The sequence below is a fragment of the Vibrio sp. 3-2(1) genome (assembly GCF_963887575.1).
Classification (GTDB): Bacteria; Pseudomonadota; Gammaproteobacteria; order Enterobacterales; family Vibrionaceae; genus Vibrio; species Vibrio anguillarum.
Genome location: NZ_CAWPGB010000033.1, coordinates 401,561 through 423,004, shown reverse-complemented (window position 1 = coordinate 423,004; position 21,444 = coordinate 401,561). Strand labels below are relative to the sequence as shown.

19 protein-coding genes are annotated in these 21,444 nt (G+C 46.0%); 8 read left to right on the top strand and 11 right to left on the bottom strand.

Annotated features, from left to right (window positions below):
* Positions 1-606: retention module-containing protein (locus AACQ79_RS12955; RefSeq protein WP_170899193.1), on the bottom strand; the 606-nt coding region annotated here is incomplete at its 3' end.
* A gap of 433 nt (positions 607-1,039) precedes the next feature.
* Here AACQ79_RS12955 and AACQ79_RS12950 point away from each other — a divergent pair.
* The 3 genes from AACQ79_RS12950 to AACQ79_RS12940 all read left to right on the top strand — a co-directional run bounded on the left by AACQ79_RS12950 (position 1,040) and on the right by AACQ79_RS12940 (position 3,434).
* A complete protein-coding gene (locus tag AACQ79_RS12950; protein WP_013856940.1) occupies positions 1,040-2,350 on the top strand; it encodes a TolC family outer membrane protein in 1,311 nt (436 codons plus the stop codon).
* Positions 2,331-2,966, top strand: coding sequence for an OmpA family protein (locus AACQ79_RS12945; RefSeq protein ID WP_017042438.1), 636 nt, complete (start codon positions 2,331-2,333; stop codon positions 2,964-2,966). The genes AACQ79_RS12950 and AACQ79_RS12945 overlap by 20 nt, the downstream gene beginning before the upstream one ends.
* A gap of 117 nt (positions 2,967-3,083) precedes the next feature.
* On the top strand, positions 3,084-3,434 hold the full coding sequence (locus AACQ79_RS12940; protein ID WP_013856942.1) for a DUF2750 domain-containing protein: 351 nt from the start codon (positions 3,084-3,086) through the stop codon (positions 3,432-3,434).
* A gap of 123 nt (positions 3,435-3,557) precedes the next feature.
* On the opposite strand, the gene queC is transcribed toward AACQ79_RS12940, so the two are convergent.
* Together queC and queE are read right to left on the bottom strand one after the other, a co-directional pair.
* Positions 3,558-4,253 (bottom strand): 7-cyano-7-deazaguanine synthase QueC, encoded by a 696-nt coding sequence (gene queC / locus AACQ79_RS12935; protein ID WP_170899192.1) that lies wholly within the window; start codon positions 4,251-4,253, stop codon positions 3,558-3,560.
* A gap of 10 nt (positions 4,254-4,263) precedes the next feature.
* Positions 4,264-4,932 (bottom strand): 7-carboxy-7-deazaguanine synthase QueE, encoded by a 669-nt coding sequence (gene queE / locus AACQ79_RS12930; protein WP_170899191.1) that lies wholly within the window; start codon positions 4,930-4,932, stop codon positions 4,264-4,266.
* A 174-nt stretch (positions 4,933-5,106) separates the two neighbouring features.
* On the opposite strand from queE, the gene yidA reads away from it, so the two are divergent.
* Positions 5,107-5,925 (top strand): sugar-phosphatase, encoded by an 819-nt coding sequence (yidA, locus tag AACQ79_RS12925; RefSeq protein ID WP_064625137.1) that lies wholly within the window; start codon positions 5,107-5,109, stop codon positions 5,923-5,925.
* Positions 5,926-5,983: 58 nt separating this feature from the next.
* Here yidA and AACQ79_RS12920 read toward each other — a convergent pair whose 3' ends face one another.
* From AACQ79_RS12920 to AACQ79_RS12885, 8 genes are all read right to left on the bottom strand, one after another.
* On the bottom strand, positions 5,984-7,408 hold the full coding sequence (locus AACQ79_RS12920) for a bifunctional NUDIX hydrolase/phosphatase PAP2 family protein (protein WP_064625135.1): 1,425 nt from the start codon (positions 7,406-7,408) through the stop codon (positions 5,984-5,986).
* 29 nt (positions 7,409-7,437) lie between these two features.
* Positions 7,438-7,920 carry a GNAT family N-acetyltransferase gene (locus AACQ79_RS12915; RefSeq protein WP_017046144.1) on the bottom strand — a complete coding sequence of 161 codons (483 nt, stop codon included), beginning with the start codon at positions 7,918-7,920 and terminating at the stop codon, positions 7,438-7,440.
* 224 nt (positions 7,921-8,144) lie between these two features.
* Positions 8,145-10,022, bottom strand: a complete 1,878-nt coding sequence (locus tag AACQ79_RS12910) for a propionyl-CoA synthetase (RefSeq protein WP_170899190.1) — start codon at positions 10,020-10,022, stop codon at positions 8,145-8,147.
* A gap of 27 nt (positions 10,023-10,049) precedes the next feature.
* On the bottom strand, positions 10,050-11,240 hold the full coding sequence (gene prpF, locus AACQ79_RS12905; RefSeq protein ID WP_094125324.1) for a 2-methylaconitate cis-trans isomerase PrpF: 1,191 nt from the start codon (positions 11,238-11,240) through the stop codon (positions 10,050-10,052).
* Positions 11,237-13,843: a Fe/S-dependent 2-methylisocitrate dehydratase AcnD gene (gene acnD, locus AACQ79_RS12900; protein ID WP_094125325.1), complete on the bottom strand. Its 2,607-nt coding sequence runs from the start codon at positions 13,841-13,843 to the stop codon at positions 11,237-11,239. Before acnD ends, prpF begins: the two co-directional genes overlap by 4 nt.
* 119 nt (positions 13,844-13,962) lie before the next feature.
* Positions 13,963-15,090 carry a bifunctional 2-methylcitrate synthase/citrate synthase gene (prpC, locus tag AACQ79_RS12895; protein ID WP_094125326.1) on the bottom strand — a complete coding sequence of 376 codons (1,128 nt, stop codon included), beginning with the start codon at positions 15,088-15,090 and terminating at the stop codon, positions 13,963-13,965.
* Between the two features lie 26 nt (positions 15,091-15,116).
* Positions 15,117-16,013 carry a methylisocitrate lyase gene (prpB, locus tag AACQ79_RS12890; protein ID WP_017046149.1) on the bottom strand — a complete coding sequence of 299 codons (897 nt, stop codon included), beginning with the start codon at positions 16,011-16,013 and terminating at the stop codon, positions 15,117-15,119.
* Between the two features lie 113 nt (positions 16,014-16,126).
* Positions 16,127-16,837 (bottom strand): GntR family transcriptional regulator, encoded by a 711-nt coding sequence (locus AACQ79_RS12885; RefSeq protein ID WP_094126991.1) that lies wholly within the window; start codon positions 16,835-16,837, stop codon positions 16,127-16,129.
* A 273-nt stretch (positions 16,838-17,110) separates the two neighbouring features.
* Between AACQ79_RS12885 and AACQ79_RS12880 the strand changes: the two genes are divergently transcribed.
* The 4 genes from AACQ79_RS12880 to AACQ79_RS12865 all read left to right on the top strand — a co-directional run bounded on the left by AACQ79_RS12880 (position 17,111) and on the right by AACQ79_RS12865 (position 21,399).
* On the top strand, positions 17,111-17,941 hold the full coding sequence (locus AACQ79_RS12880) for a hypothetical protein (RefSeq protein ID WP_170889104.1): 831 nt from the start codon (positions 17,111-17,113) through the stop codon (positions 17,939-17,941).
* 250 nt (positions 17,942-18,191) lie between these two features.
* A complete protein-coding gene (locus tag AACQ79_RS12875; protein WP_017047673.1) occupies positions 18,192-19,163 on the top strand; it encodes a tripartite tricarboxylate transporter substrate binding protein in 972 nt (323 codons plus the stop codon).
* A gap of 202 nt (positions 19,164-19,365) precedes the next feature.
* Positions 19,366-19,863: a tripartite tricarboxylate transporter TctB family protein gene (locus AACQ79_RS12870; RefSeq protein WP_010318351.1), complete on the top strand. Its 498-nt coding sequence runs from the start codon at positions 19,366-19,368 to the stop codon at positions 19,861-19,863.
* Between the two features lie 9 nt (positions 19,864-19,872).
* Positions 19,873-21,399, top strand: a complete 1,527-nt coding sequence (locus AACQ79_RS12865; protein ID WP_017046152.1) for a tripartite tricarboxylate transporter permease — start codon at positions 19,873-19,875, stop codon at positions 21,397-21,399.
* The last annotated feature ends 45 nt before the right edge of the window (positions 21,400-21,444 follow it).

Here is a 21,444-nt window from a genome sequence, read left to right as displayed (position 1 = left end):
CTCGTTGTCGGTGTTGTCCACGTCTTTTGAGGTCAAGGTGCCCGTCGCGGTGTTATCCGCCGCGTCTTCGGTCACGCTGCCGCTCACCGCGCCTTGGATGTCTGCCTTATCGTTCGCACCATTGATGCCCGTCACAATTGACCCTAAAGCACTTTGAGAATAGCTTTCTAATAGCGTTAAACTTTGTGTTTCAGAGAGGCCTAGCGCGGTGAGTGCTGACGTGGAGAATTCTGTTGCGGCTATGGTTTCCGAAGCGTCGCGAGCGATGCTGACTGAACCCGTCGGGCTTGAACCGTTCGATTCACCCGCTGCAGTTGCAAGATCTTCGCCTAGCTGTGTTGGGTCTTGGCCTTGCTCTAATGCTGCGAAAATTTCATTGATGTCATTAGTTATATCTACGTTGCGACCATCGGCGTTAACTCTTGATATTTGTACATCATTATTATTGCCTACATCGTTTGGGGTAGCGTTACTGGCACTGATGATTATTTCACCAGGCAAGGTTTTTTCTCCTGGCTGAAGCACCCGTACATTGCCATTTGCATCCACAACGATCATCTGACCGAAAGTTAATGTTGTACCTAAAGAAAAAGAACCAAGTTCCATATAATGCCTCTAATAACTTCCGAATTCACAACGATGCGACTGTTTACATTCCTACATCTTTGCTACGTAATTTGTCATTTCTAATGGTAATAAAATTAGCATTTAACACCTGTAATACAAAGGAAAAACCATTTTTACACCTTCTTATGTGACGTAGGTGGAGACTTAAGTCACACATTTATAGTTTGAATCAATATCACACTAAAGATGTACTTTATTATAAGAACAATCAACAATGTTTAATAAATGTTAATTGATGATTTGGTGTATGATTCTTTGCTAAAATCACGAATGTAATGAATATGTTGCTGTTTACTGATGAGAATTTAATGTTATTTTGTTGCGTTTTTCCATCAAGCGTCTCGATAATGCAACAGCTAATGCCGTACTATTGCGGCTTAAAAGAAGTAGAAGTCCCTAGAGGAGTGCCCAAGTGAATTGGATGAACATGAAAACGTTGAGCTACGCCATCGCACTCAGCTTCCCGATCTCTGTATATAGCCAGACTCTTGAGCAAGCGGTGTCAATAACGCTTGCAACCAATCCAAATATTAAAAGTGCATATAACGAATATGTGAGTAAGCGCTATAATAGCGAAGCCTCTTCTGGTGCTTACCTTCCAAGGATCGATCTCGATGCTGGTATTGGCTACGAAGCGGTTGATTTAGCCTCTGGTACTGAAAATGAACTTACTCGTAAAGAAGCCACCATTACCTTAACCCAACTAATTTGGGATGGTTCTTCGACTTTAAACGATATTGATCGTACTTCGGCTGATGCCGAATCGGTTCGTTTCCAACTCTTAGCTGACGCTCAAGATATCGCATTAGAGGTCACTAAGGTGTATCTCGATGCAACGAAAGCGTTTGAAATACTGACACTTTCTGAAAGCAACCTCTCAGTACATAAGAAAATATATCGTGATATACAAAAGCGTGTGGAATCAGGCATTGGTTCAACCGCTGATCTTTCTCAGGTTGAAGCTCGTTTAGCTAAAGCCCATGGCAATCTTTTAGCTGCACAGAATAATCTGTTTGATATACATACCCAGTTTAAACGGTTGGTAGGTCAACCTCCTCAAGATTTAATTTTCCCTAGAGCAGACCATTCTGCTTTGCCTTTTACCGTTGATGACGCTTTAGAAAAGGCCTACCAAGATCACCCGGTCATCAAAGTAGCGCAAGCCGATGTTGATTCCGCAAAGTTTCAATATAAACAAACTCAGGGAACAAATTACCCAACGTTATCTTTCGAAGCTGCACAAACATGGCGTGATGATGCCGGTGGGATAGAAGGTAGCAGCGATGAATTCTCGGCCATGATTAGGATGCGTTACAACCTGTACAATGGTGGTTCAGATTCTGCGCGCACCGACAGTGCTGCCTACCAAATGAACAAAGCGAAAGATTTAAGAGATCGGACTTATCGTAGTGTTGAAGAGGGGTTGCGTTTATCTTGGAGCGCTCTCGATTTGACATTACAACAAAAAGAATTTTTAGCCGATCATGTTGATTCTGCTTCAGATACGGTTATTGCTTATGAAAAACAATATAAGCTCGGCAAGCGAACACTATTGGATGTGTTGAATACTGAAAATGAGCTTTTCGAAGCAAGAAAAGGTTATCTCGATGCCAAATACGATGAACAGTATGCAAAATACCGTGTTATGAATGCAACTGGGTCATTGTTGAGTTCGTTGAGAGTGGATACACCCAAAGAGTGGCATGATGCGGTGGAGTACTAACATGTTGAAATACTTATGGCCAATGATAGCGAGCTTACTCTTTATCACCTCGACGGCTTCATCTGCTAGAGATGATTATCCATATATTGATATGCCACTCGCTGATCAAATAGACGATTTACGTGACGATGATTTTGACGGCGTGATTAATGCCAGAGATTTGTGCCCCGAAACACCATTGAAGTCAGAGATCGATAATGATGGTTGTGGCACTTTCATTAAAACCGAAGAGCAACTCCAGCTTAGAATTCTGTTTGCGAATGATTCAGCAATAGTCAACCCTGTGTTTCTAAGTCAAATACGGTCAATGGCCAATTTTCTCAAGCAATACCCTTCAGCTTCGATTGAATTACAAGGTTATGCCAGTAAGGTTGGGAATCCAGGTTATAACTTAGAGTTATCGAAAAACCGAGCTTATAACGTCGAGAAGGCGCTTGTTAGTTACGGCATTAGCCATACTCGTGTCCGTATTGTTGGTTTTGGTGATACTGAACTGACAGAAAATGGTGATGATGATATTAGCCATGCGATGAATAGAAAAGTTGTCGCCACTGTCGTCGGCCACAAAGGTTCGGTGAAAGAAGAGTGGACCATTTTCACCAAACGCGAGCGTTGAAATCGATATTTATCGAGGATTGGGGCGTTTTCGCCCCTTTTTTCTGTCTAAAATTGTAATGAGTTTACTAGCACAAAATGCTATCCTTGCGCGTCATCACCTTATGAGATAAAGATAATGAGCAAATTAACTGCTGACCTTCAAGCAAACTTAGAATTGTTTATTGAACAAACAAAAGAGACCCAACTAGTATGGGGCTTAAAAAATGAAGATGGTTGGCTGGCATGCGACTCGACAGAATTTGAAAGTAGTGAAGTTATGCCCTTTTGGTCAACCAAAGAAGATGCACAAACTCACAACGTTGAAGAGTGGTCTGACTTCGAAGTGTTAGAAATCCCTCTCGATATTTTCGTAGAAGATTGGTTGATTACCCTTGATGAAGATGGTGTATTAATTGGCACCAACTGGAATGCAAGCTTAGAAGGTAAAGAAGTAGAACCTGCAGATTTGGCCAAAATGTACCTTTAGTACCTTGAACTATTTAGTACCTTGAGCTAAATAATGGGTGTTCTATTTGCACGCTATTCCATTCGCAAACACTAGAACACCCGTTTAAATTTCACTTGATCTATACGTTGATTATTAGATACATCATAAAGTTACAGATTGCTTTTGGTGAAGCGCATTCATCACCAACGCTTTGTTTACTAAATAATCGTTTAAACCCGCTTTACGTAGCTCACATGATGGGCAATCGCCACAACCATCACCAATAATACCGTTATAACAAGTCAGTGTTTCGTGTCTTATGAGTTCGAGAGCATCATGTTGATCCGCCAATGCCCAAGTTTCTGCTTTGTTTAGCCACATTAAAGGAGTACGAATGTTGAATGGGCGATCCATCCCTTGCACCAAAGCACTGTTCATCGCTTTAACAAAATCATTTCGGCAATCCGGATAGCCAGAAAAGTCTGTTTCACAAACACCAGTAATCACCTCATCTGCGCCTATTTGATACGCGTAAATACCCGCAAGGGTCAAAAACAGAATGTTACGCCCCGGCACAAACGAGTTCGGTAACCCATTCTCTTGTAACTCGTGTGATACTGGAATATCGTCACGAGTGAGTGAACTGATCGCCAACTCATTGAGTAAGCTGACATCCATGACTTTATGTGCAGCTACACCTAACTTTTTCGCTAAGGTGCTGGCAACCTCAATCTCGAGTTTATGGCGTTGGCCATAATCAAAGGTGATGGCGTGCACTTCATCAAACTCTTTTAATGCCTGAACCAAACAGGTTGTTGAATCTTGGCCACCACTAAATACCACAACGGCTTTTTTCATTTTCCTCTCCTCAGGCAATACTTAAATATTTATGCGTTTGAATCGATAAACGCCAGTTCCTCGCAATGCATGCTTCAATGCACAATTGGGTTGCCCGCTCTTTCTGACTTATAGGCTGTAAAGCAATCACTGTTGAATCAGGAACTTGCGCTCGCAGCAATAACGTATCTAGCTGTTCAATATCTTTAGCCGTTGCGACGGGGTGCTTGATCTCATTTGCTCTTAACAGAGCTGAATCGAGTACAGGCAGTTTGCCCTTCATTGCAATTTTTGGTGACACTGTCACCCATGTATTTGCTGAGGTTTGAACCGGGAATGTGCCGCTGGTTTCAATTTGAATGTGACATCCGATTGCCTCAAATGCTTGCGCAAGTGGACGCAGATCATAAATACACGGTTCACCGCCCGTAATTACAATATGTTTAGCATGATAACCCTGTGTTTTATAGAGCGACACCATCTCTTCTGCACTGACTGAGCACCAAGTTGGGCTATCTTGGGTTTTGGCTAGCACATCATTGATTGGGCGTTCATCTTGCGGCGTTGCATCCCACGTCTGCTTTGTATCGCACCAAGCGCATCCCACTGGGCATTCTTGCAAACGAATAAAAACCGCAGGAACGCCGGTATGCACGCCTTCACCTTGAATGGTCTCAAACATTTCATTAATTTTGTACAACGTAAACTCAGCCTAACTCAATATCAAAAAATGCAGGTCGCTGACCTTAATAGATGCCTTGCCTTAGGTCAAACTAAACCCATCACGTGCGTAAAAATTTGACTAAATCAGTGGCGATCACATCTCAACTTGCATAAGCTGCTGGCTTTCTTCTTCACTTAATTTAGGTAAGTCATGTATAAACTCATCGCTTTAGATATGGACGGTACTCTTCTCAATAGCCAAAAACAGATCACAGCCAGAACAAAACAGGCTATAGCCAAAGCTCGTGAAAAAGGCGTAAAAGTGGTGCTGGCGTCTGGACGTCCCATTGATGGCATGCGCGATAAGTTGCAAGAACTGCATTTAAACTCAAATGAGGATTTTGTCCTTTACTACAACGGCTCAATGGTTCAAAACATTGGCAGTGGTGAAATTATTCATCACAAAATTATCGATGGCCGCTCTGCAAAATTAGTCGCTAACCTTGCTAACCAACTTAACGTGAATACGCACGCCTTTAGCCAAGTTCATGGTCTGATCACGCCTAAAATCAGTGAATATACCGAGCTTGAAGCAAGAATCAACGGACTGCCAATCACGGAAATGGATTTTGAACAGCTTGAAGATGATCATCCCATCATCAAAGCAATGATTGTGGCAGAGCCGAGCTTGCTACAAAAAGCCATTGAACAACTTCCTCCGGAACTCTATCAACAGTTTACCATTGTACAAAGTGCACCATTCTTTCTTGAATTCTTAAACACACAGAGTAATAAAGGCGTCGGTGTCAAAGCGATTGCCGAGCACTTGGGGATCGAGGCTAAACACATTATTTGTATGGGAGATGCTGAAAATGATCATCACATGCTGCAATACGCAGGACTTGGAATTGCAATGGCAAATGCGATGGAACAAACTAAGCAGCTAGCCGACTATATTACACTCAGTAATGACAACGATGGTGTAGCAGTTGCTATAGAAAAATTTGTACTCGGTGAGTCTCACGAATAGGCATTAAAGACGCCTCAGTCGAGGCGTCTTTAATCGGGATGTTGACTAAACAACCAGGTTAAGCACGGCATTTTCGCATGAACCATGCAAAGATGAGCATGAGTATTGGCAAGCGGAGCGTCTCAACCATTAAAGAGAAAATACTGCTGTATGAAACGAGCGTGGCACCAAATAACACCACTTGATTGAGTGCTAATAACAAAATGATCAGCAGCCACATTCGTTGAAGAGTGATGTGTAGTGGTTCAGTGCTCTTTGTCATAACTAAAGCCGATGCCGTCAGCAAAATGGCTAACCAAGCGGTGAAACTAGGCAAGGGCCAGATCATAGCCAGCAGTGCAACCGTGATCGTTAAACCCCACCATACCCCACGCGAACCCAGCAGTGTCCTGACGTCGGTATAAGATTGTTCATCTAAACGAACAATATGCCACGCGACCAGAGCGCCCAACAATCCACCTATCACCATATCGCTGATGAAGGCTTCCCCAATATAGAATTTGGCCAACATTAATAGCCCCATCAACACGATAAAACCCACAAACATTCGGTTGAAATCGAGATGATCAAAAGCTCGCAATAGTGATATCCCTACACCAAACCAAACTGCAATCGGTAAACTTGGAAAACCGTACCCGTAACTTTGGCAAAGTTCCAACAATGGTATATAGGCATGAGGTCTTGGTAATGCAAATCCTTGCTGAGCCACCAATGACAATAATGAACTCACGGTAACCACAAAAAATATCTTATAAACAGACTCTTTACCCAGATAACAGGCAATCACTGGAAATAAAACTATCAGCAATAAAGGATCCGTCAATTTGGTGATCCATACTGCGATTTGATAAATCGACGAACTCAGCGTATACGGCCATTCCGCGACCGTATTCTGCAATTTCATCATCCAGCCTAATTCGATTTGGTGAAACCGAGGCGCAGCAGAAACCAGATTCTCTACATAAATCACGGGTTGGCTATCCGCTTCTTGATACATGGTTTTGATCCGATCCCATTGCTCAGGGTAACGATACTGACTTGCATCAATACGATACGGATCGATCAGCATTGCGCTAGCAACCTCGACACCATAATGAGGAGCAAACCAAATAGGCAACTCATGTCCATTACGGCTATTTTTTGACTCAAAAGCAATCACATCGGAATCACTGCGACAGCTGTAAACGACAGCCGTATCCGTATACCCCAACGTGCGCCCTACCGTTACAACAAGGCCCGTTTCTTCCCATGTTTCTCTTTGCGCGGCCAATTCTGGAGATTCACCGGGAGATATCGTCCCTCCTGGCAATGAAATCTGCTTGGTGATCACCTCGTTAACGAGCACGATCTTATGATCGGCTTTAACTAGGCATAGAGCACCACGAATATTATCTGGTAGCGTTACGGGTTGTTGAGCGACACCAACACTTGACCAGAACAACGACAGCAAACAGACACTCAACAATGAAAACTGTTTTAACACATTAAAAATCCATGATTATTATTATCGAATTACTTGCTATCGATTGACTTTCTTAACCAATGTATATGCGATGAAAAACCAGAACGTTGATAAAAAGATTGCGCTCCTTGGTTAAAATCCCACACTTCGACAAAGACTTGGGTAATACCGTACTCTTTTAATGTCTGTTCCATTTTTTGAAACAGCTGCTGTGCGATATGCTGCTGACGATATTGTGGCTCAACGTAAAGCTCATCAATACTGCCCATTGGTACCGCTTTGCTCACGCTTGAAATTAACTCGCAAAAGTGACCCGATATAAATCCCACAATTTGACTGTCTATTTTGGCAACGTAAACCAAACATTCCGGATCATCTAAATAACGAGCAATACTTTTTTCTTGTTCAATCTCTTCTGCTGTTTTGAAATGCTCAGGGCAAGCAAGGTGATGCTCATGATGAAGGTCATACATCAACTGATTCAGTTGCGGTAAATCACGATCACAAGCAGGAGTTATGATAACTAACGACATATTTCGCGCTCTGAATGAATAAAGCTTTGGCCGTGATTCTATAAGATAGTGATTAAAAAATATATCTTCATGCGTAGTGTTTTTGGTCGATTGAGCGCTAATCTCGTCTTAGAACTAAGACAGATGAACTAAGAGAAACAAATAAAATGCGGATTGCAAATTGGCAATAAAAACGCCTCATTCATCTGAGGCGCCTCGATTAATCGTCAACTATAGGGTAGCCGCTAGTGATGGAGCGCTTTTTCTAACTCACTCAAGCTCATTGGGTCATCAATTGTTGAAGGGACAGCATACTCTTCGCCATCGGCAATTTGTCGAATGACTCGACGCAGAATTTTACCAGAGCGCGTTTTGGGTAAACGATCAACAATTAACGCATGCTTAAAGCACGCTACCGCACCAATTTCACTGCGCACTTTGTTAACAAGTTCTTGTTCCAAGTCGCGCTCATCCACCTTAACGCCATCTTTAAGCACCACCAACCCTAGCGGCAACTGCCCTTTAAGCTCGTCATACACTCCAACTACAGCACATTCGGCAACCGCAGGATGAGCACCGACGATTTCTTCCATCTCCCCCGTAGATAAACGATGGCCTGCAACGTTTATCACATCATCAATTCGCCCCATGATGAAGAGATAACCTTCTTCATCCAAATAGCCACCATCACCAGAAACATAGTAACCGTCAAATTGAGCAAGGTAACCGGACTCAAATCGTTCGTGATCACGCCATACCGTCGCTAAACAACTTGGTGGTAAGGGGCGTTTCAACGCCACAAACCCTTGTTGATTGGCGGGCATCACTTCACCTAGCTCATTGAGAATCTCGACCTGATAACCGGGAATCGGTTTCGTTGCTGACCCCGCTTTAATTGGCATTGACTCAAGCCCTATCGGATTTCCAGCAATCGCCCAACCGGTTTCGGTTTGCCACCAATGGTCAACTACTGGCTTTTGAGTGTGCTGTTCTACCCATTCAAGTGTCGGCGGGTCAAGACGTTCTCCGGCCATAAAAATAGTGGTTAAAGTGGATAAATCATAATGTTTGAGTAGATCGCCATTGGGATCTTCTTTTTTGATGGCGCGAAAGGCGGTAGGCGCAGAAAAAAGTACGTCCACCTTATACTCTTGGCACACTCGCCAAAATGCAGCCGGATCGGGTGTGCGCACCGGTTTACCTTCATACAAAATAGTGGTGCAACCGTGAATCAAGGGTGCATAAACAATGTAAGAGTGACCGACTACCCACCCCACGTCCGACGCAGCCCAAAAAACACCTTGTTGAGGCATATTGTAGATGGTTGACATGGAGTACTTCATCGCGACTGCATGACCACCGTTGTCGCGCACCACCCCTTTGGGTTTGCCTGTTGTACCTGATGTGTAAAGAATATAAAGCGGATCGGTCGCCAAAACCGGCACGCAATCATGCGGCGGCGCTTCTTTAACGGCTCGATTCCACTCTAGATCTCGCTCATTATTTAAGTCAGCCACATGCTCCGAGCGTTGTAACACCACCACTTTTTCCGGCTTCCATTTGCTGTCTAAAATGGCACGGTCAACTAAGGGTTTGTAGGGTAAAATCTTATTGATTTCGATACCGCAAGATGCCGTCATGATCACTTTCGGTTCAGCATCTTCAATACGCACCGCTAATTCATTGGGTGCAAAACCGCCAAAAACGACAGAGTGAATCGCGCCAAGCCGTGCACAAGCGAGCATCGCCATCACTGCTTCCGGGATCATTGGCATATAAATGATCACCCGATCGCCTTTAGCAACACCTTGCATTGCCAGCATTCCCGCTACTTTCGTTACCTGATCTCGTAATTGTGTATAGCTATATTGACGCTTTCTTCCGGTCACTGGGGAATCATAAATCAGCGCGGTTTGCTCACCTCGCCCCTGTTCACAATGGAAATCTAGCGCCAACCAACAGGTATTGAGTACACCATCGGTAAACCAGCGTTCAATGCCATGCTCATCTTTTTGTAAGATAGTTTGGGGAAACTCAAACCACTCAATCTGCCGAGCTTGAGCCTGCCAAAATGATTCAGGTTCAGATTGAGCCCATTGATATTCCTTTAAATATGCCGACATAACATTTCCCTTAACATGATTTGAGGCTTAACGATGGACTCGCACCCAACCTTCCATTAACACCCGCGCGCTACGGCTCATACTGGCTTTCTCTATTCCCCAATGACCCTCTCGTAAAACGGCTTTAGCGCCCACTTTCAGCGTACCGGATGGATGACCAAAAGTGACCGATTCTTTTGCTCCACCGCCCGCCAACATATTCACTAACGTTCCAGGGACACTGGCCGCTGAAGCGATGGCCACGGCGGCCGTTCCCATCATCGCATGATGCAGTTTTCCCATAGACAGCGCGCGCACCACAATATCGACATCGTTCGCCGATACCGCTTTACCACTGGATGACAAATAGGATTGCGCTTTTGCTACAAACGCTACTTTAGGCGTATGTTGGCGCAGTTGGGCTTGTTCAATATGCTCAATCAAACCCATTTTCACAGCGCCATAAGCGCGAATTGCTTCAAACATCGCCAAGGCATGATCATCATTGTTGATCGCCTCTTGCAGTTCAGTACCTTGATAACCGATGTCGTGAGCATCGATAAAAATCGTCGGAATGCCCGCATTAATGAGCGTTGCATTCAAGGTTCCCATGCCGGGGATTTGCAGTTGGTCGAGCACATTTCCGGTTGGGAACATCACACCGCTATCATCGGCAGGATCGAGAAAATCAACCGCAATTTCAGCGGCGGGAAAGGTCACCCCATCGAGTTCGAAATCACCACACTCTTGCACTTCACCCTGCTCAATTGGCACATGAATAAGAATGGTTTTGCCAATGTTGGCTTGCCAAACGCGAACCGTCACTACACCGTTATTAGGGATCTGTTCTGGGTCGAGAAAACCGCTGTGAATCGCAAATGGCCCTACTGCCGCAGAAAGGTTACCGCAGTTGCCGCTCCAGTCTACAAACGCTTTGTCTATCGAAACTTGGCCGAATAGATAATCGACATCGTGATCGGCTTGCTCACTTTTGGAGAGAATCACGGCTTTGCTGGTGCTAGAACTTGCGCCGCCCATGCCATCAATTTGTTTGCCATAAGGATCGGGGCTACCAATGACACGCAACAGCAGTTGATCTCGTGCCTCTCCCGCTTGCTGAGCCTCTTTGGGTAAATCTTCAAGCCGAAAAAACACGCCCTTACTGGTGCCGCCGCGCATATACATCGCCGGAATTTTTAATGAGTTACTCACCTGATACTCCTTTATCCTTAGCGTCATTGAGCCAGAAAATCTTGCGCAAAACGCTGCAATACGCCACCAGCCTGATACACACTGACTTCATCAGCCGTGTCTAAACGACAAGTCACCGTAACCTTCTGCTGTTCGCCCTTATTTGCGCCTTGCGTACGAGTGATCACCAAGGTTAAGTCGACGCCCGGCTTAATATCTCCCACCACATCATAAAGCTCAGTACCATCGAGTTGCAGTGTGTGGCGGTCTGTTCCCGTTTTAAATTGCAGTGGCAGAACACCCATCCCGACTAAATTCGTGCGATGGATCCGTTCAAACCCCTCGGCAACAATGGCTTCAACTCCCGCCAAACGTACACCTTTCGCCGCCCAATCACGTGACGAACCTTGCCCATAATCGGCCCCAGCAATAATGATCAATGGCTGCTTACGACCCATATAAGTCTCTATCACTTCCCACATGCGGGTAACCAAGCCTTCAGGTTCAATACGCGCCAACGAACCTTGCTTTACTTTGCCCTCCTCTTGCACCATCTCATTGAACAGTTTGGGGTTAGCAAAAGTGGCGCGTTGCGCCGTTAGATGGTCACCACGATGCGTGGCATAGGAGTTAAAATCTTGCTCCGGAACGCCCATTTTGAGCAAATACTCCCCAGCGGCACTGGTCGCTAAAATAGCGTTCGATGGCGATAAATGATCCGTAGTGATGTTGTCACCTAAAATCGCCAAAGGTCGCATGGCTGACAACCGACGTTCACCCGCTAACGCACCTTCCCAATAAGGCGGACGACGGATATAAGTGCTCATGGGGCGCCAATCATAAAGTGGCTTTTGTTTGGCCATGTGCTCATCTAATTTAAACATCTGAATGTAGATTTGTTTGAACTGTTCGGGCTTAACATGGCGCGCCACCACATCATCGATCTCTTCATCGGTTGGCCATAAGTCATTGAGGTAAATCGGCTTGCCTTGCGCATCTATTCCCAACGCGTCTTTTTCAATATCAAAACGAATCGTACCCGCAAGTGCATACGCCACCACCAATGGCGGAGAGGCAAGAAAAGCCTGTTTCGCATAGGGATGAATGCGGCCATCAAAGTTTCGGTTACCTGATAGCACAGCCGTCGTATAGAGATCGCGTTCAATGATTTGCTGCTCAATCCTAGGATCAAGCGCGCCACTCATGCCATTACAGGTGGTGCATGCATAAGCGACGATGCCAAAACCGAGCTGTTCTAGCTCAGGCAGCAGACCGGCTTCCTCTAAATAAAGTTTGGCTACTTTTGAGCCCGGTGCAAAAGAGGTTTTGACCCAAGGTTTGCGAACCAAACCCAATTGATTGGCCTTTTTCGCCAGCAATGCGGCGGCCACGACATTGCGCGGATTACTGGTATTGGTGCACGAAGTAATGGCGGCGATGATCACTGCGCCATCAGGTAATTCGCCTTCTTTGGTTTGCCACGCCCCCGCAATACCGCGCTCGGTCAGTTCGCTTGTCGGCAAACGGCGATGAGGATTCGAAGGCCCGGCTAAATTGCGCTGTACACTTGAGAGATCAAACTCCAGCACCCGTTCGTATTGCGCTTCAATCAAATCATCGGCCCATAAGCCGGTTTGCTTAGCGTACTGTTCAACCAAGGCTACTTGCTGTGCGTCTCGACCCGTGAGTTTGAGATAGTTGATGGTTTGCTCATCAATATAGAACATGCCTGCGGTTGCACCATATTCAGGTGTCATATTGGAAAGCGTTGCGCGATCGCCAATCGTCAATGCGCGAGCGCCTTCTCCGAAAAACTCCAGATAACAAGACACCACGCGCTGATTTCGCAAGAACTCCGTAATGGCAAGCACAATGTCGGTCGCGGTGATCCCCGCTTGGCGTTGACCGGTTAGTTTAACGCCGACAATATCGGGCAGACGCATCATCGAAGGCCGACCTAACATCACTGTTTCAGCTTCTAACCCACCGACGCCAATCGCCAACACACCTAATGAATCGACATGAGGAGTATGGCTGTCAGTACCGACACAAGTATCTGGAAATGCTAAGCCGTTTTTCACTTGGATGACGGGCGACATTTTTTCTAAGTTAATCTGGTGCATGATGCCATTGCCTGCCGGAATAACGCTGACATTTTCAAAGGCGGTTTTGCACCATTCGATGAAGTGAAAGCGATCTTCATTGCGGCGATCTTCAATCGCACGGTTTTTTTCAAACGCGTCAGCTTCGAAGCCGGCATGTTCAACCGCGAGTGAGTGATCGACAATCAGTTGCGTTTCCACCACAGGGTTTACTTTGGATGGATCACCGCCTTGCTGAGCAATCGCGTCTCTTAACCCCGCCAAGTCCACTAAAGCGGTTTGCCCTAAAATGTCGTGGCACACCACACGCGCCGGATACCACGGGAAGTCGAGATCGCGCTTACGCTCAATCAGCTGTTTCAGCGAATCAACCAATGTGTGCGGCTCACAGCGGCGGACTAAGTTTTCCGCCAGTATCCGTGAGGTATAAGGCAGCCGATCATACGCTCCGGCTTGGATATCATTGACCGCTTCTCGTGCATCAAAATACTCCAGCGCGGTCGCTGGTAATACTTTTTTGTATTGGCTGTTGATCGTTTGATGACTCATCAATTCCACCCATAAAACTGTCTATTCGAAACATTGTCTATTCAAAACATCGTCTAGCGAGCTAGGTTTTACCTGCCATCAAACCATACACCAAAGGAGCATGGCTTGATTTCATCCCATTAACGCTGCTCTATTGGTATCCACTCTTGATGTTCAGGACCGTCATAATCGGCACTTGGGCGAATAATTCGGTTATTAGCGCGCTGCTCAAACACATGAGCGGCCCAGCCGGTTAATCGACTCATCACAAAAATAGGGGTAAATAATGGCGTAGGAATACCCATAAAATGGTAGGCCGAAGCGTGGAAGAAATCCGCATTACAAAATAGGTCTTTCTCACGTTTCATCACCGCTTCAACACGTTCTGATACCGCGTACAAATGCGTATCACCCACCGCTTCAGATAACGCTTTTGACCAACGTTTGATCAATGCGTTACGCGGGTCACTTTCACGATAAATAGCATGACCAAAACCCATTATTTTGTCTTTATTAGCCAACATTTGCAGAATATTGGCCTCAGCTTCGTCCGGTGTTTGCCAGCGTTCGATCATCGCCATCGCCGCTTCATTGGCTCCACCATGCAACGGGCCACGCAGTGTGCCAATCGCCCCGGTTACGCAAGAGTGAATATCTGACAGCGTAGAAGCACAGACGCGCGCGGCAAACGTTGATGCATTAAACTCGTGCTCTGCGTACAGAATCAATGAGCAATGCATCACCTGCTTATGCAGCTCGCTCGGTGCTTTTCCTGTTAGCATTTTTAAGAAGTAGCCACCAATGCATGCTTCGCTTTGATCTTCAGTGTCAATCCGGATGCCTTGGTGGCTGAAACGATACCAATAACAGATAATAGCGGGGAAAAGTGCCAACATCCGTTCGGTCGCACTCAACTGCTCAGCAAAACTGTGCTCGGTTTCAAGGTTGCCTAAAACTGAACAGCCGGTGCGCATTACGTCCATTGGATGTGTACTGGCTGGCAGCAGCTCTAGCGCGGCTTTTAACGGCTGCGGTAAACCTCGTAATCCCATTAAGCGGGTTTTGTACTGGTCAAGTTCACTTTGATTAGGTAAATGGCCAATCAATAACAGATGAGCGACCTCTTCAAACTGTGCATGGTTGGCAAGATCGGTGATGTCATAACCTCGATAAGTTAGACCCGTCCCAGTTTTTCCGACAGTACATAAAGCGGTGACTCCCGCGCTTTGACCGCGCAGACCTGCGCCGCCCAGTGGTGCGTTTGACATGTTGAACTCCTTTTCCTTTGTTTTTATTATTCCTTTGATGAAAAAAGCTCGTCGAGCTTATCTTCGTAATCGTGGTAATTGAGATAGTCATACAGCTCGCTACGGGTTTGCATGCTATCGAGCAAAGCTTGTTGGTTGCCCTGCTCTAATAAATGGCGATAGACATTCTCAGCCGCTTTATTCATCGCACGAAACGCACTCAATGGGTAAAGCACCATATCCACTTTCACTTGAGCAAGTTCTGCACATGGGTAGAGCGGCGTCTGACCAAACTCAGTAATGTTGGCTAAAATCGGTACTGACTTACCACAAGCTGCGCTTAACGCGGTGGAGAAACGATCGTACTGCTCAAGAGTGGTCATCGCTTCGGGGAAAATCATATCGGCTCCGGCCTGCACGCAAGCAATGGCACGTTCAATGGCGCTATCAATGCCTTCCACCGCTAACGCATCGGTGCGCGCCATGATCACAAACTCTGGGTTCACTCGTGCATCTACCGCAGCTTTAACGCGGTCAACCATCTCTTGCTGGCTGACGATCGCTTTATTAGGGCGGTGCCCGCAGCGTTTCTGCGCAACTTGATCTTCCATATGCACGGCAGCAGCGCCCGCTTTTTCCATCGCTTTGATAGTGCGAGCAATGCTAAATGCGCCGCCAAAACCGGTATCAATATCCACCAGCAAAGGCAAATCACACGCATTGGTGATGCGCTCAACATCCACCAGCACATCATTTAATGTGGTGATACCTAAATCGGGCAAACCATACGAAGCGTTAGCGATGCCACCACCCGACAGATAAATGGCTTGGTGGCCTAAACGTTTGGCCATCATTGCGCAATAGGGATTGATCGTGCCGACAATCTGCAGTGGATCATTTTGTTGAACAGCGAGTCTAAATTTCGCCCCCTGACTTAAGCTCATGAGATTCTCCTAATCAGCCGCTTGGTTATCGCCCTTATTCAAGGCCGCTCTATGCGTGGTTCTTGGTTTGATTCATTGCAGGCATGATTATTTTCTGCCCACCGCCCTGTGGCTTACTCTTTTACTATCTGCTGTTCAATCAAGATTCGACTGCCCGAAATATGGCGCCGCATCAACATCTCAGCCAGTTCTTCATCGCCGTTTTTGATCGCTTGTAGAATGTATTTGTGCTCATCCAACGCCTCCTTCGGGCGTGAATGTGAGCGTGGCGATTGATAACGATACATGCGCAGTAAGTGATAGAGCTCATCACACAATAAAGTCACTAATTTATGATTACGGCTGGCTTTGATGATGCGGTAATGAAAGTCAAAATCACCGTGTTGATGGAAATAGGAAGCCCCTTCGACTTGCTCAATATGATTCGAATGTGTCGACAATAATGCCTCTAGCCCTTGTAATTCAGAGGACGAAATGTTGCGCGCCGCTAACCTTGCCGCCATACCCTCTAACGCTTCGCGTACTGCATAAAGCTCTACCAACTTACCGGGTGACAACTCAATGACTCGCGCGCCCACATGTGAAACACGTTCGATCAACCCCAAGCCTTCCACACGCATTATCGCTTCACGCAGTGGCCCACGGCTGACTTGAAAACGTTTGGCGAGTTCGGGTTCTGAAATCTTGCTGCCCGGTGCTATACGCCCTTCAACAATCGCCTCAATCAGATACTCCGTAAGGTTTTCCGATTTGGTGTTCTCTTTTTCTCGTTCAACAGCGTGTGATTTTGTATCAGTACTGTTTAGTGTTAGTGCACTATTCATCTTGTTATCGCTCACAGGTTGGATTCATGCTGAGACGCAAAGCACTCACACACTTATATGTGTTAACAATTATTAAAATTTATTGTTAAAATAGACCATAAAACCATCGACAATCAATAAAATTGTCGACACATTAGACTAATGTATAAGAAACTTAATGATTAAATTTGAACCAGAAGAAGATAAAACTCTGTGAGCTTGAAAAGAGAAAAGTGTCGATTTCGCAGATAGAATAAGCAGTGCAACCCATTACCGATGACACGGCCGTCACTTATGAATCTTTGCAAGAGAATCACGCACTCTCCTTTTGGTTACGCTCTCGCCTGCTCGTTGCTCTTATCTGGATGCATTGCTTACAACAGTAAACCGAAAAATCCGCGCAGCTACCCACTACTGAGTGAGGCGATCTATTCTGAAGATGATCTTTCATTGGCAGACAACCCAAATATTATTCGCACGGCAATAGAGCAGAATCAATCGGTTACGATCAATGACCTCAACGCGCTAACAAGCCAGTTACCTATTGTTTTTCCTGAATTAAATTTACACCTTGAGCAAGAACACTCATTTGATGCTCGCTTATTGCAAAGCGCAGTACAGCAACTTGTTGCTCAATTTGCTTGTGAATTGTACAGCAGCCAGCAAATGCCCGATTCGGTTCAAATGTGTGCAAACGATGGCCGTGTAACACCGAACAACTTAGGTTATTTGCCTTTCCAGCAAGGCAAGTATTCGGGTGAGCGTTTAACGGTTCATCGACATTCTCAACCGCAAGGTTCTCAATCGCAAAGTGTAGCGGTTGATCTCTATCTTAAAAGCACATCGGAGCGACCACTGAGTTCAATATGGGGCTCGACGCATACTTTAGGGCGGTTCCATGGATCGCACTTTTCATCGGACAGTGTGGTACTCACCGTCTACTTCGAAGGGCATGTGTTAGATGAGCGCCATCAATGGCAAGCCCAATATCCCGAACCTTTGATCTTTTTCTTGCTGCTGCCCAGTATCACGACCTTACTTCAACAAGGTAATGACGCCTCAGCTGCGCAATTTGCAATGAATAACACCCGATTGCTGCTCGTAGATAGTGAGACAAGACGCTAACGAAGACTCGTCACACAACGCAGCAAAATAACGCTGTGAACTTTATGAACAAAAACGTTTTTATGCCCTATATTGTTTTTATCTACGCATTAGAGACAAACCTGTAACAGGTTATTAACTTAACGTATCTGCATTGGATCATTGATGCAGTCATGATAACAATGATAAGCACCCTATCTCCGCCTGTAGCATTCAATCACAAACGCTCCAAGGTAAAGATGAAGATGCGCCCTACATAAGGAACGTGAATATGTTTAAGCAGTTCAAACCAACCCTCACTGCATCCATTCTGGCTGCAACCTTTTCTATTAGCAGCTTCGCCGCTGATATTGAGAAACTTCACATTTTAGTACCCGGTGGCGCGGGTGGTGGTTGGGACATGACGGCTCGTGGTACAGGTGATGTACTGATGAAAACCGACATTGTCGGCAATGTGTCTTACCAAAATTTATCCGGTGGTGGTGGTGGTAAAGCGATTGCACACCTAATTGAAACCGCAGACCGCCAAGAAGATACCTTGATGGTCAACTCTACACCGATTGTTGTTCGTTCTTTATCCGGTGTTTTTCCACAATCCTTCCGCGATTTAACACCGATTGCCGCCACCGTTTCTGATTATGGCGCTATCGTTGCTGCGGGCGATTCAAAATACAAAACGTGGGAAGATGCGGTTGCCGATTTCAAAGACAACCCGCGTAAAGTGAAAGTCGCTGGCGGTTCTGCTCGTGGCAGTATGGATCACTTAGTCGCCGCAGCCGCTTTCAAAGGGCAAGGGTTGGATCCAAAAGAAGTTCGCTACATCGCCTATGACGCGGGTGGCAAAGCCATGGCGGCACTACTTTCTGGTGAAACACAACTGCTTTCAACAGGCTTAGGTGAAGTGCTTGAAATGTCCAAGTCTGGCCAAGTGAAAATTTTGGCGATCACCGCCCCTAAACGTTTGGAATCTGCCCCGAATATTCCAACATTAACTGACTATGGCAACCCAACAGTCTTTGCTAACTGGCGCGGCTTCTTCGCTGCCCCTGGGATCAGCCAAGAGAAGATTGATCAGTGGAACGCAGCATTAGCGAAAATGTACACCACCGATGAATGGAAAATCGTCCGCGACCGTAATGGTTGGATCGATAACTATCAAGCGGATAAAGAGTTTTACGCCTTCTTAGAAGCCCAAGAGAAAGAGATGGGTGATCTGATGCGTGAGCTCGGTTTCCTGAAGTAAGGTCGCTAAGGGGACAGTTCCTTGCCTTGTCCCCGCTAGCAACACTTTTGCCGTGTGCAGTTATGCTCAATACTCCTTTGTTTATCAGGCAAATATGAATAGGAAAACCTCCATACACCTATCCCTTTGCCCTTAGTTAATCAATTCATTAACTCGCTGCTACACGGCTCTTTTCTCCCCTATTTTTACCATGGAGTTGGATATGTCGGATCTGCCAACCAAATTTTTCAGCAAAGAATATTTACTGTGCCGCGATCGCGTTGGCGCGTTGATCTTCCTTGTTCTTAGCCTTTGCTACGGCTATCAAACGACTCAAATACCGATGTTTCCCGGTGATGAATATGAACCGTTTAACGCCCAAACCTTGCCGACTCTGCTGACTTACGCTGGAATTGGCCTCTCTTTGTTGATGCTGGTGTTAGGGCAGCCCGATAAACAAAGCGGCGCGGTATTGCACTTCAACTGGAAATTGTTGATTGGTTTTTTAGTGTTGATGGCGCTGTACGGACTTGGCCTAACCTATTTAGGCTTCGTACTGGCCACCAGTTTCTTTCTACTCGCTGGCTTTTATATTTTGGGTGAAAGACGCAAATCAGTGTTATTTGGTGCTTCTTTTCCCTTTGTCATCGCGTTTTATCTGCTGCTTACTCAAGGTTTGGACATTTACCTTGAGCCCGGCGTTATTTTCACACTCTGGTAGGAACTGATTATGTTAGATGGAATTTTACAAGGGCTTTCTACCGCCATGATGCCAATGAACATCTTCATGGTGATTGTGGGCTGTTTCGTCGGTACTTTTATCGGCATGTTACCCGGGCTTGGCCCGATTTCGGCCATCGCGTTGATGATCCCGATCACCTATGGCCTTGAGCCATCTTCAGGTTTGATTTTAATGGCCGGCGTTTATTACGGCGCTATTTTTGGCGGCTCCACTTCCTCCATTTTGATTAATGCTCCCGGATGCTCGGCAACCGTGGTCACCGCGTTTGATGGCTACCCCATGGCGCAAAAAGGCCAAGCTGGTAAAGCGTTAGCCATCGCCGCTTACGCCTCTTTTACAGGCGGAACCTTGTCAGCGATTATGCTCTTGGTCGCAGCGCCTGCACTGGCCAGCGTGTCACTGAGTTTTCAATCCTCTGACTATTTTGCGTTGATGCTACTCGGTCTATCGGCGGTCGCCGCCTTTGCTGGAAAAGGACAAGTCCTTAAAGCATGGATGATGGTTGTTCTTGGCTTGATGCTCTCTACCGTTGGTATTGATAAAGGCGTAGGTGTGGAACGTTTTACCTTTGGCTTAACTGATTTAATGGACGGTTTTAGCTTCCTCTTGCTGGCGATGGCGACATTCGCTTTAGGCGAGACATTAATGGGTATTTTAAAACCGGAAAACGACACGCGTACAGATGAACAGAATAAAATCAGCAACTTGGGCAGTATGAAAATCACCAAGGCAGAATTTAAAGAAGCGGCTCCCGTTTCAATTCGTGCTTCCATTTTAGGTTTTTTCACTGGCGTGTTGCCCGGCGCTGGCGCAACCATCGCCGCATTTTTGAGTTATGGTATGGAGCGCAGCTTAGCGCCCAAAGATAAAAAAGAAGAGTTCGGTAAAGGGTCTTTGCGTGGGCTTGTTGCACCAGAGTCAGCCAATAACGCCGCCTCTAGCGGATCTTTTGTTCCGCTGTTGACACTCGGCATTCCCGGCTCTGGCACCACAGCGATCATGCTTGGAGCCCTGCTCTCTTACGGCATTCAACCTGGCCCTCGTTTATTTGTTGATCACCCTGATGTCTTTTGGTCTGTCATCATCTCAATGTATCTCGGTAATATTGTACTTATCATCCTTAACTTACCGCTTATTCCATATATTTCAAGGCTATTGGCGGTGCCAAGAACCGTATTGCTGCCGATGATTTTGTTCTTCTCAATTACCGGTGTTTATTTGGTTTCGTTTAACACTATGGATGTTTACGTAATGTTGATCGTCGCGATGGGGGCGATTGCTCTACGGTTAGCCAACTTCCCACTGGCACCACTGCTGCTTGGCTTTATTTTGGGTGGATTAATGGAAGAGAACCTTCGCCGCGCGTTGATGATCAGCGATGGGGAGTTAAGCTTCTTGTGGGAACGTCCGATCACTTTCGTGTTTACCGTGCTTGCAGTCGTGATGTTGACTAGCCCACTTGTGGTGATGCTGGCGAACAAACTTCGCTCTTCACCGACCAAAGCAGTTGAATAACAAGAGATTGTATCAATAGAAACTCATCCAACCATACAAAGACCT

Excerpts from the sequence above, each read along its gene's own strand:
- AACQ79_RS12885 (WP_094126991.1), bottom strand. The coding sequence starts at position 16,837 with ATGAATAGTGCACTAACACTAAACAGTACTGATACAAAATCACACGCT.
- AACQ79_RS12875 (WP_017047673.1), top strand. The coding sequence starts at position 18,192 with ATGTTTAAGCAGTTCAAACCAACCCTCACTGCATCCATTCTGGCTGCA.
- AACQ79_RS12915 (WP_017046144.1), bottom strand. The coding sequence starts at position 7,920 with ATGTCGTTAGTTATCATAACTCCTGCTTGTGATCGTGATTTACCGCAA.
- AACQ79_RS12945 (WP_017042438.1), top strand. The coding sequence starts at position 2,331 with ATGATGCGGTGGAGTACTAACATGTTGAAATACTTATGGCCAATGATA.
- prpB (WP_017046149.1), bottom strand. The coding sequence starts at position 16,013 with ATGAGCTTAAGTCAGGGGGCGAAATTTAGACTCGCTGTTCAACAAAAT.
- AACQ79_RS12940 (WP_013856942.1), top strand. The coding sequence starts at position 3,084 with ATGAGCAAATTAACTGCTGACCTTCAAGCAAACTTAGAATTGTTTATT.
- prpC (WP_094125326.1), bottom strand. The coding sequence starts at position 15,090 with ATGTCAAACGCACCACTGGGCGGCGCAGGTCTGCGCGGTCAAAGCGCG.
- prpF (WP_094125324.1), bottom strand. The coding sequence starts at position 11,240 with ATGACGCTAAGGATAAAGGAGTATCAGGTGAGTAACTCATTAAAAATT.
- yidA (WP_064625137.1), top strand. The coding sequence starts at position 5,107 with ATGTATAAACTCATCGCTTTAGATATGGACGGTACTCTTCTCAATAGC.
- queC (WP_170899192.1), bottom strand. The coding sequence starts at position 4,253 with ATGAAAAAAGCCGTTGTGGTATTTAGTGGTGGCCAAGATTCAACAACC.
- acnD (WP_094125325.1), bottom strand. The coding sequence starts at position 13,843 with ATGAGTCATCAAACGATCAACAGCCAATACAAAAAAGTATTACCAGCG.
- AACQ79_RS12870 (WP_010318351.1), top strand. The coding sequence starts at position 19,366 with ATGTCGGATCTGCCAACCAAATTTTTCAGCAAAGAATATTTACTGTGC.
- AACQ79_RS12910 (WP_170899190.1), bottom strand. The coding sequence starts at position 10,022 with ATGTCGGCATATTTAAAGGAATATCAATGGGCTCAATCTGAACCTGAA.
- AACQ79_RS12880 (WP_170889104.1), top strand. The coding sequence starts at position 17,111 with ATGAATCTTTGCAAGAGAATCACGCACTCTCCTTTTGGTTACGCTCTC.
- AACQ79_RS12865 (WP_017046152.1), top strand. The coding sequence starts at position 19,873 with ATGTTAGATGGAATTTTACAAGGGCTTTCTACCGCCATGATGCCAATG.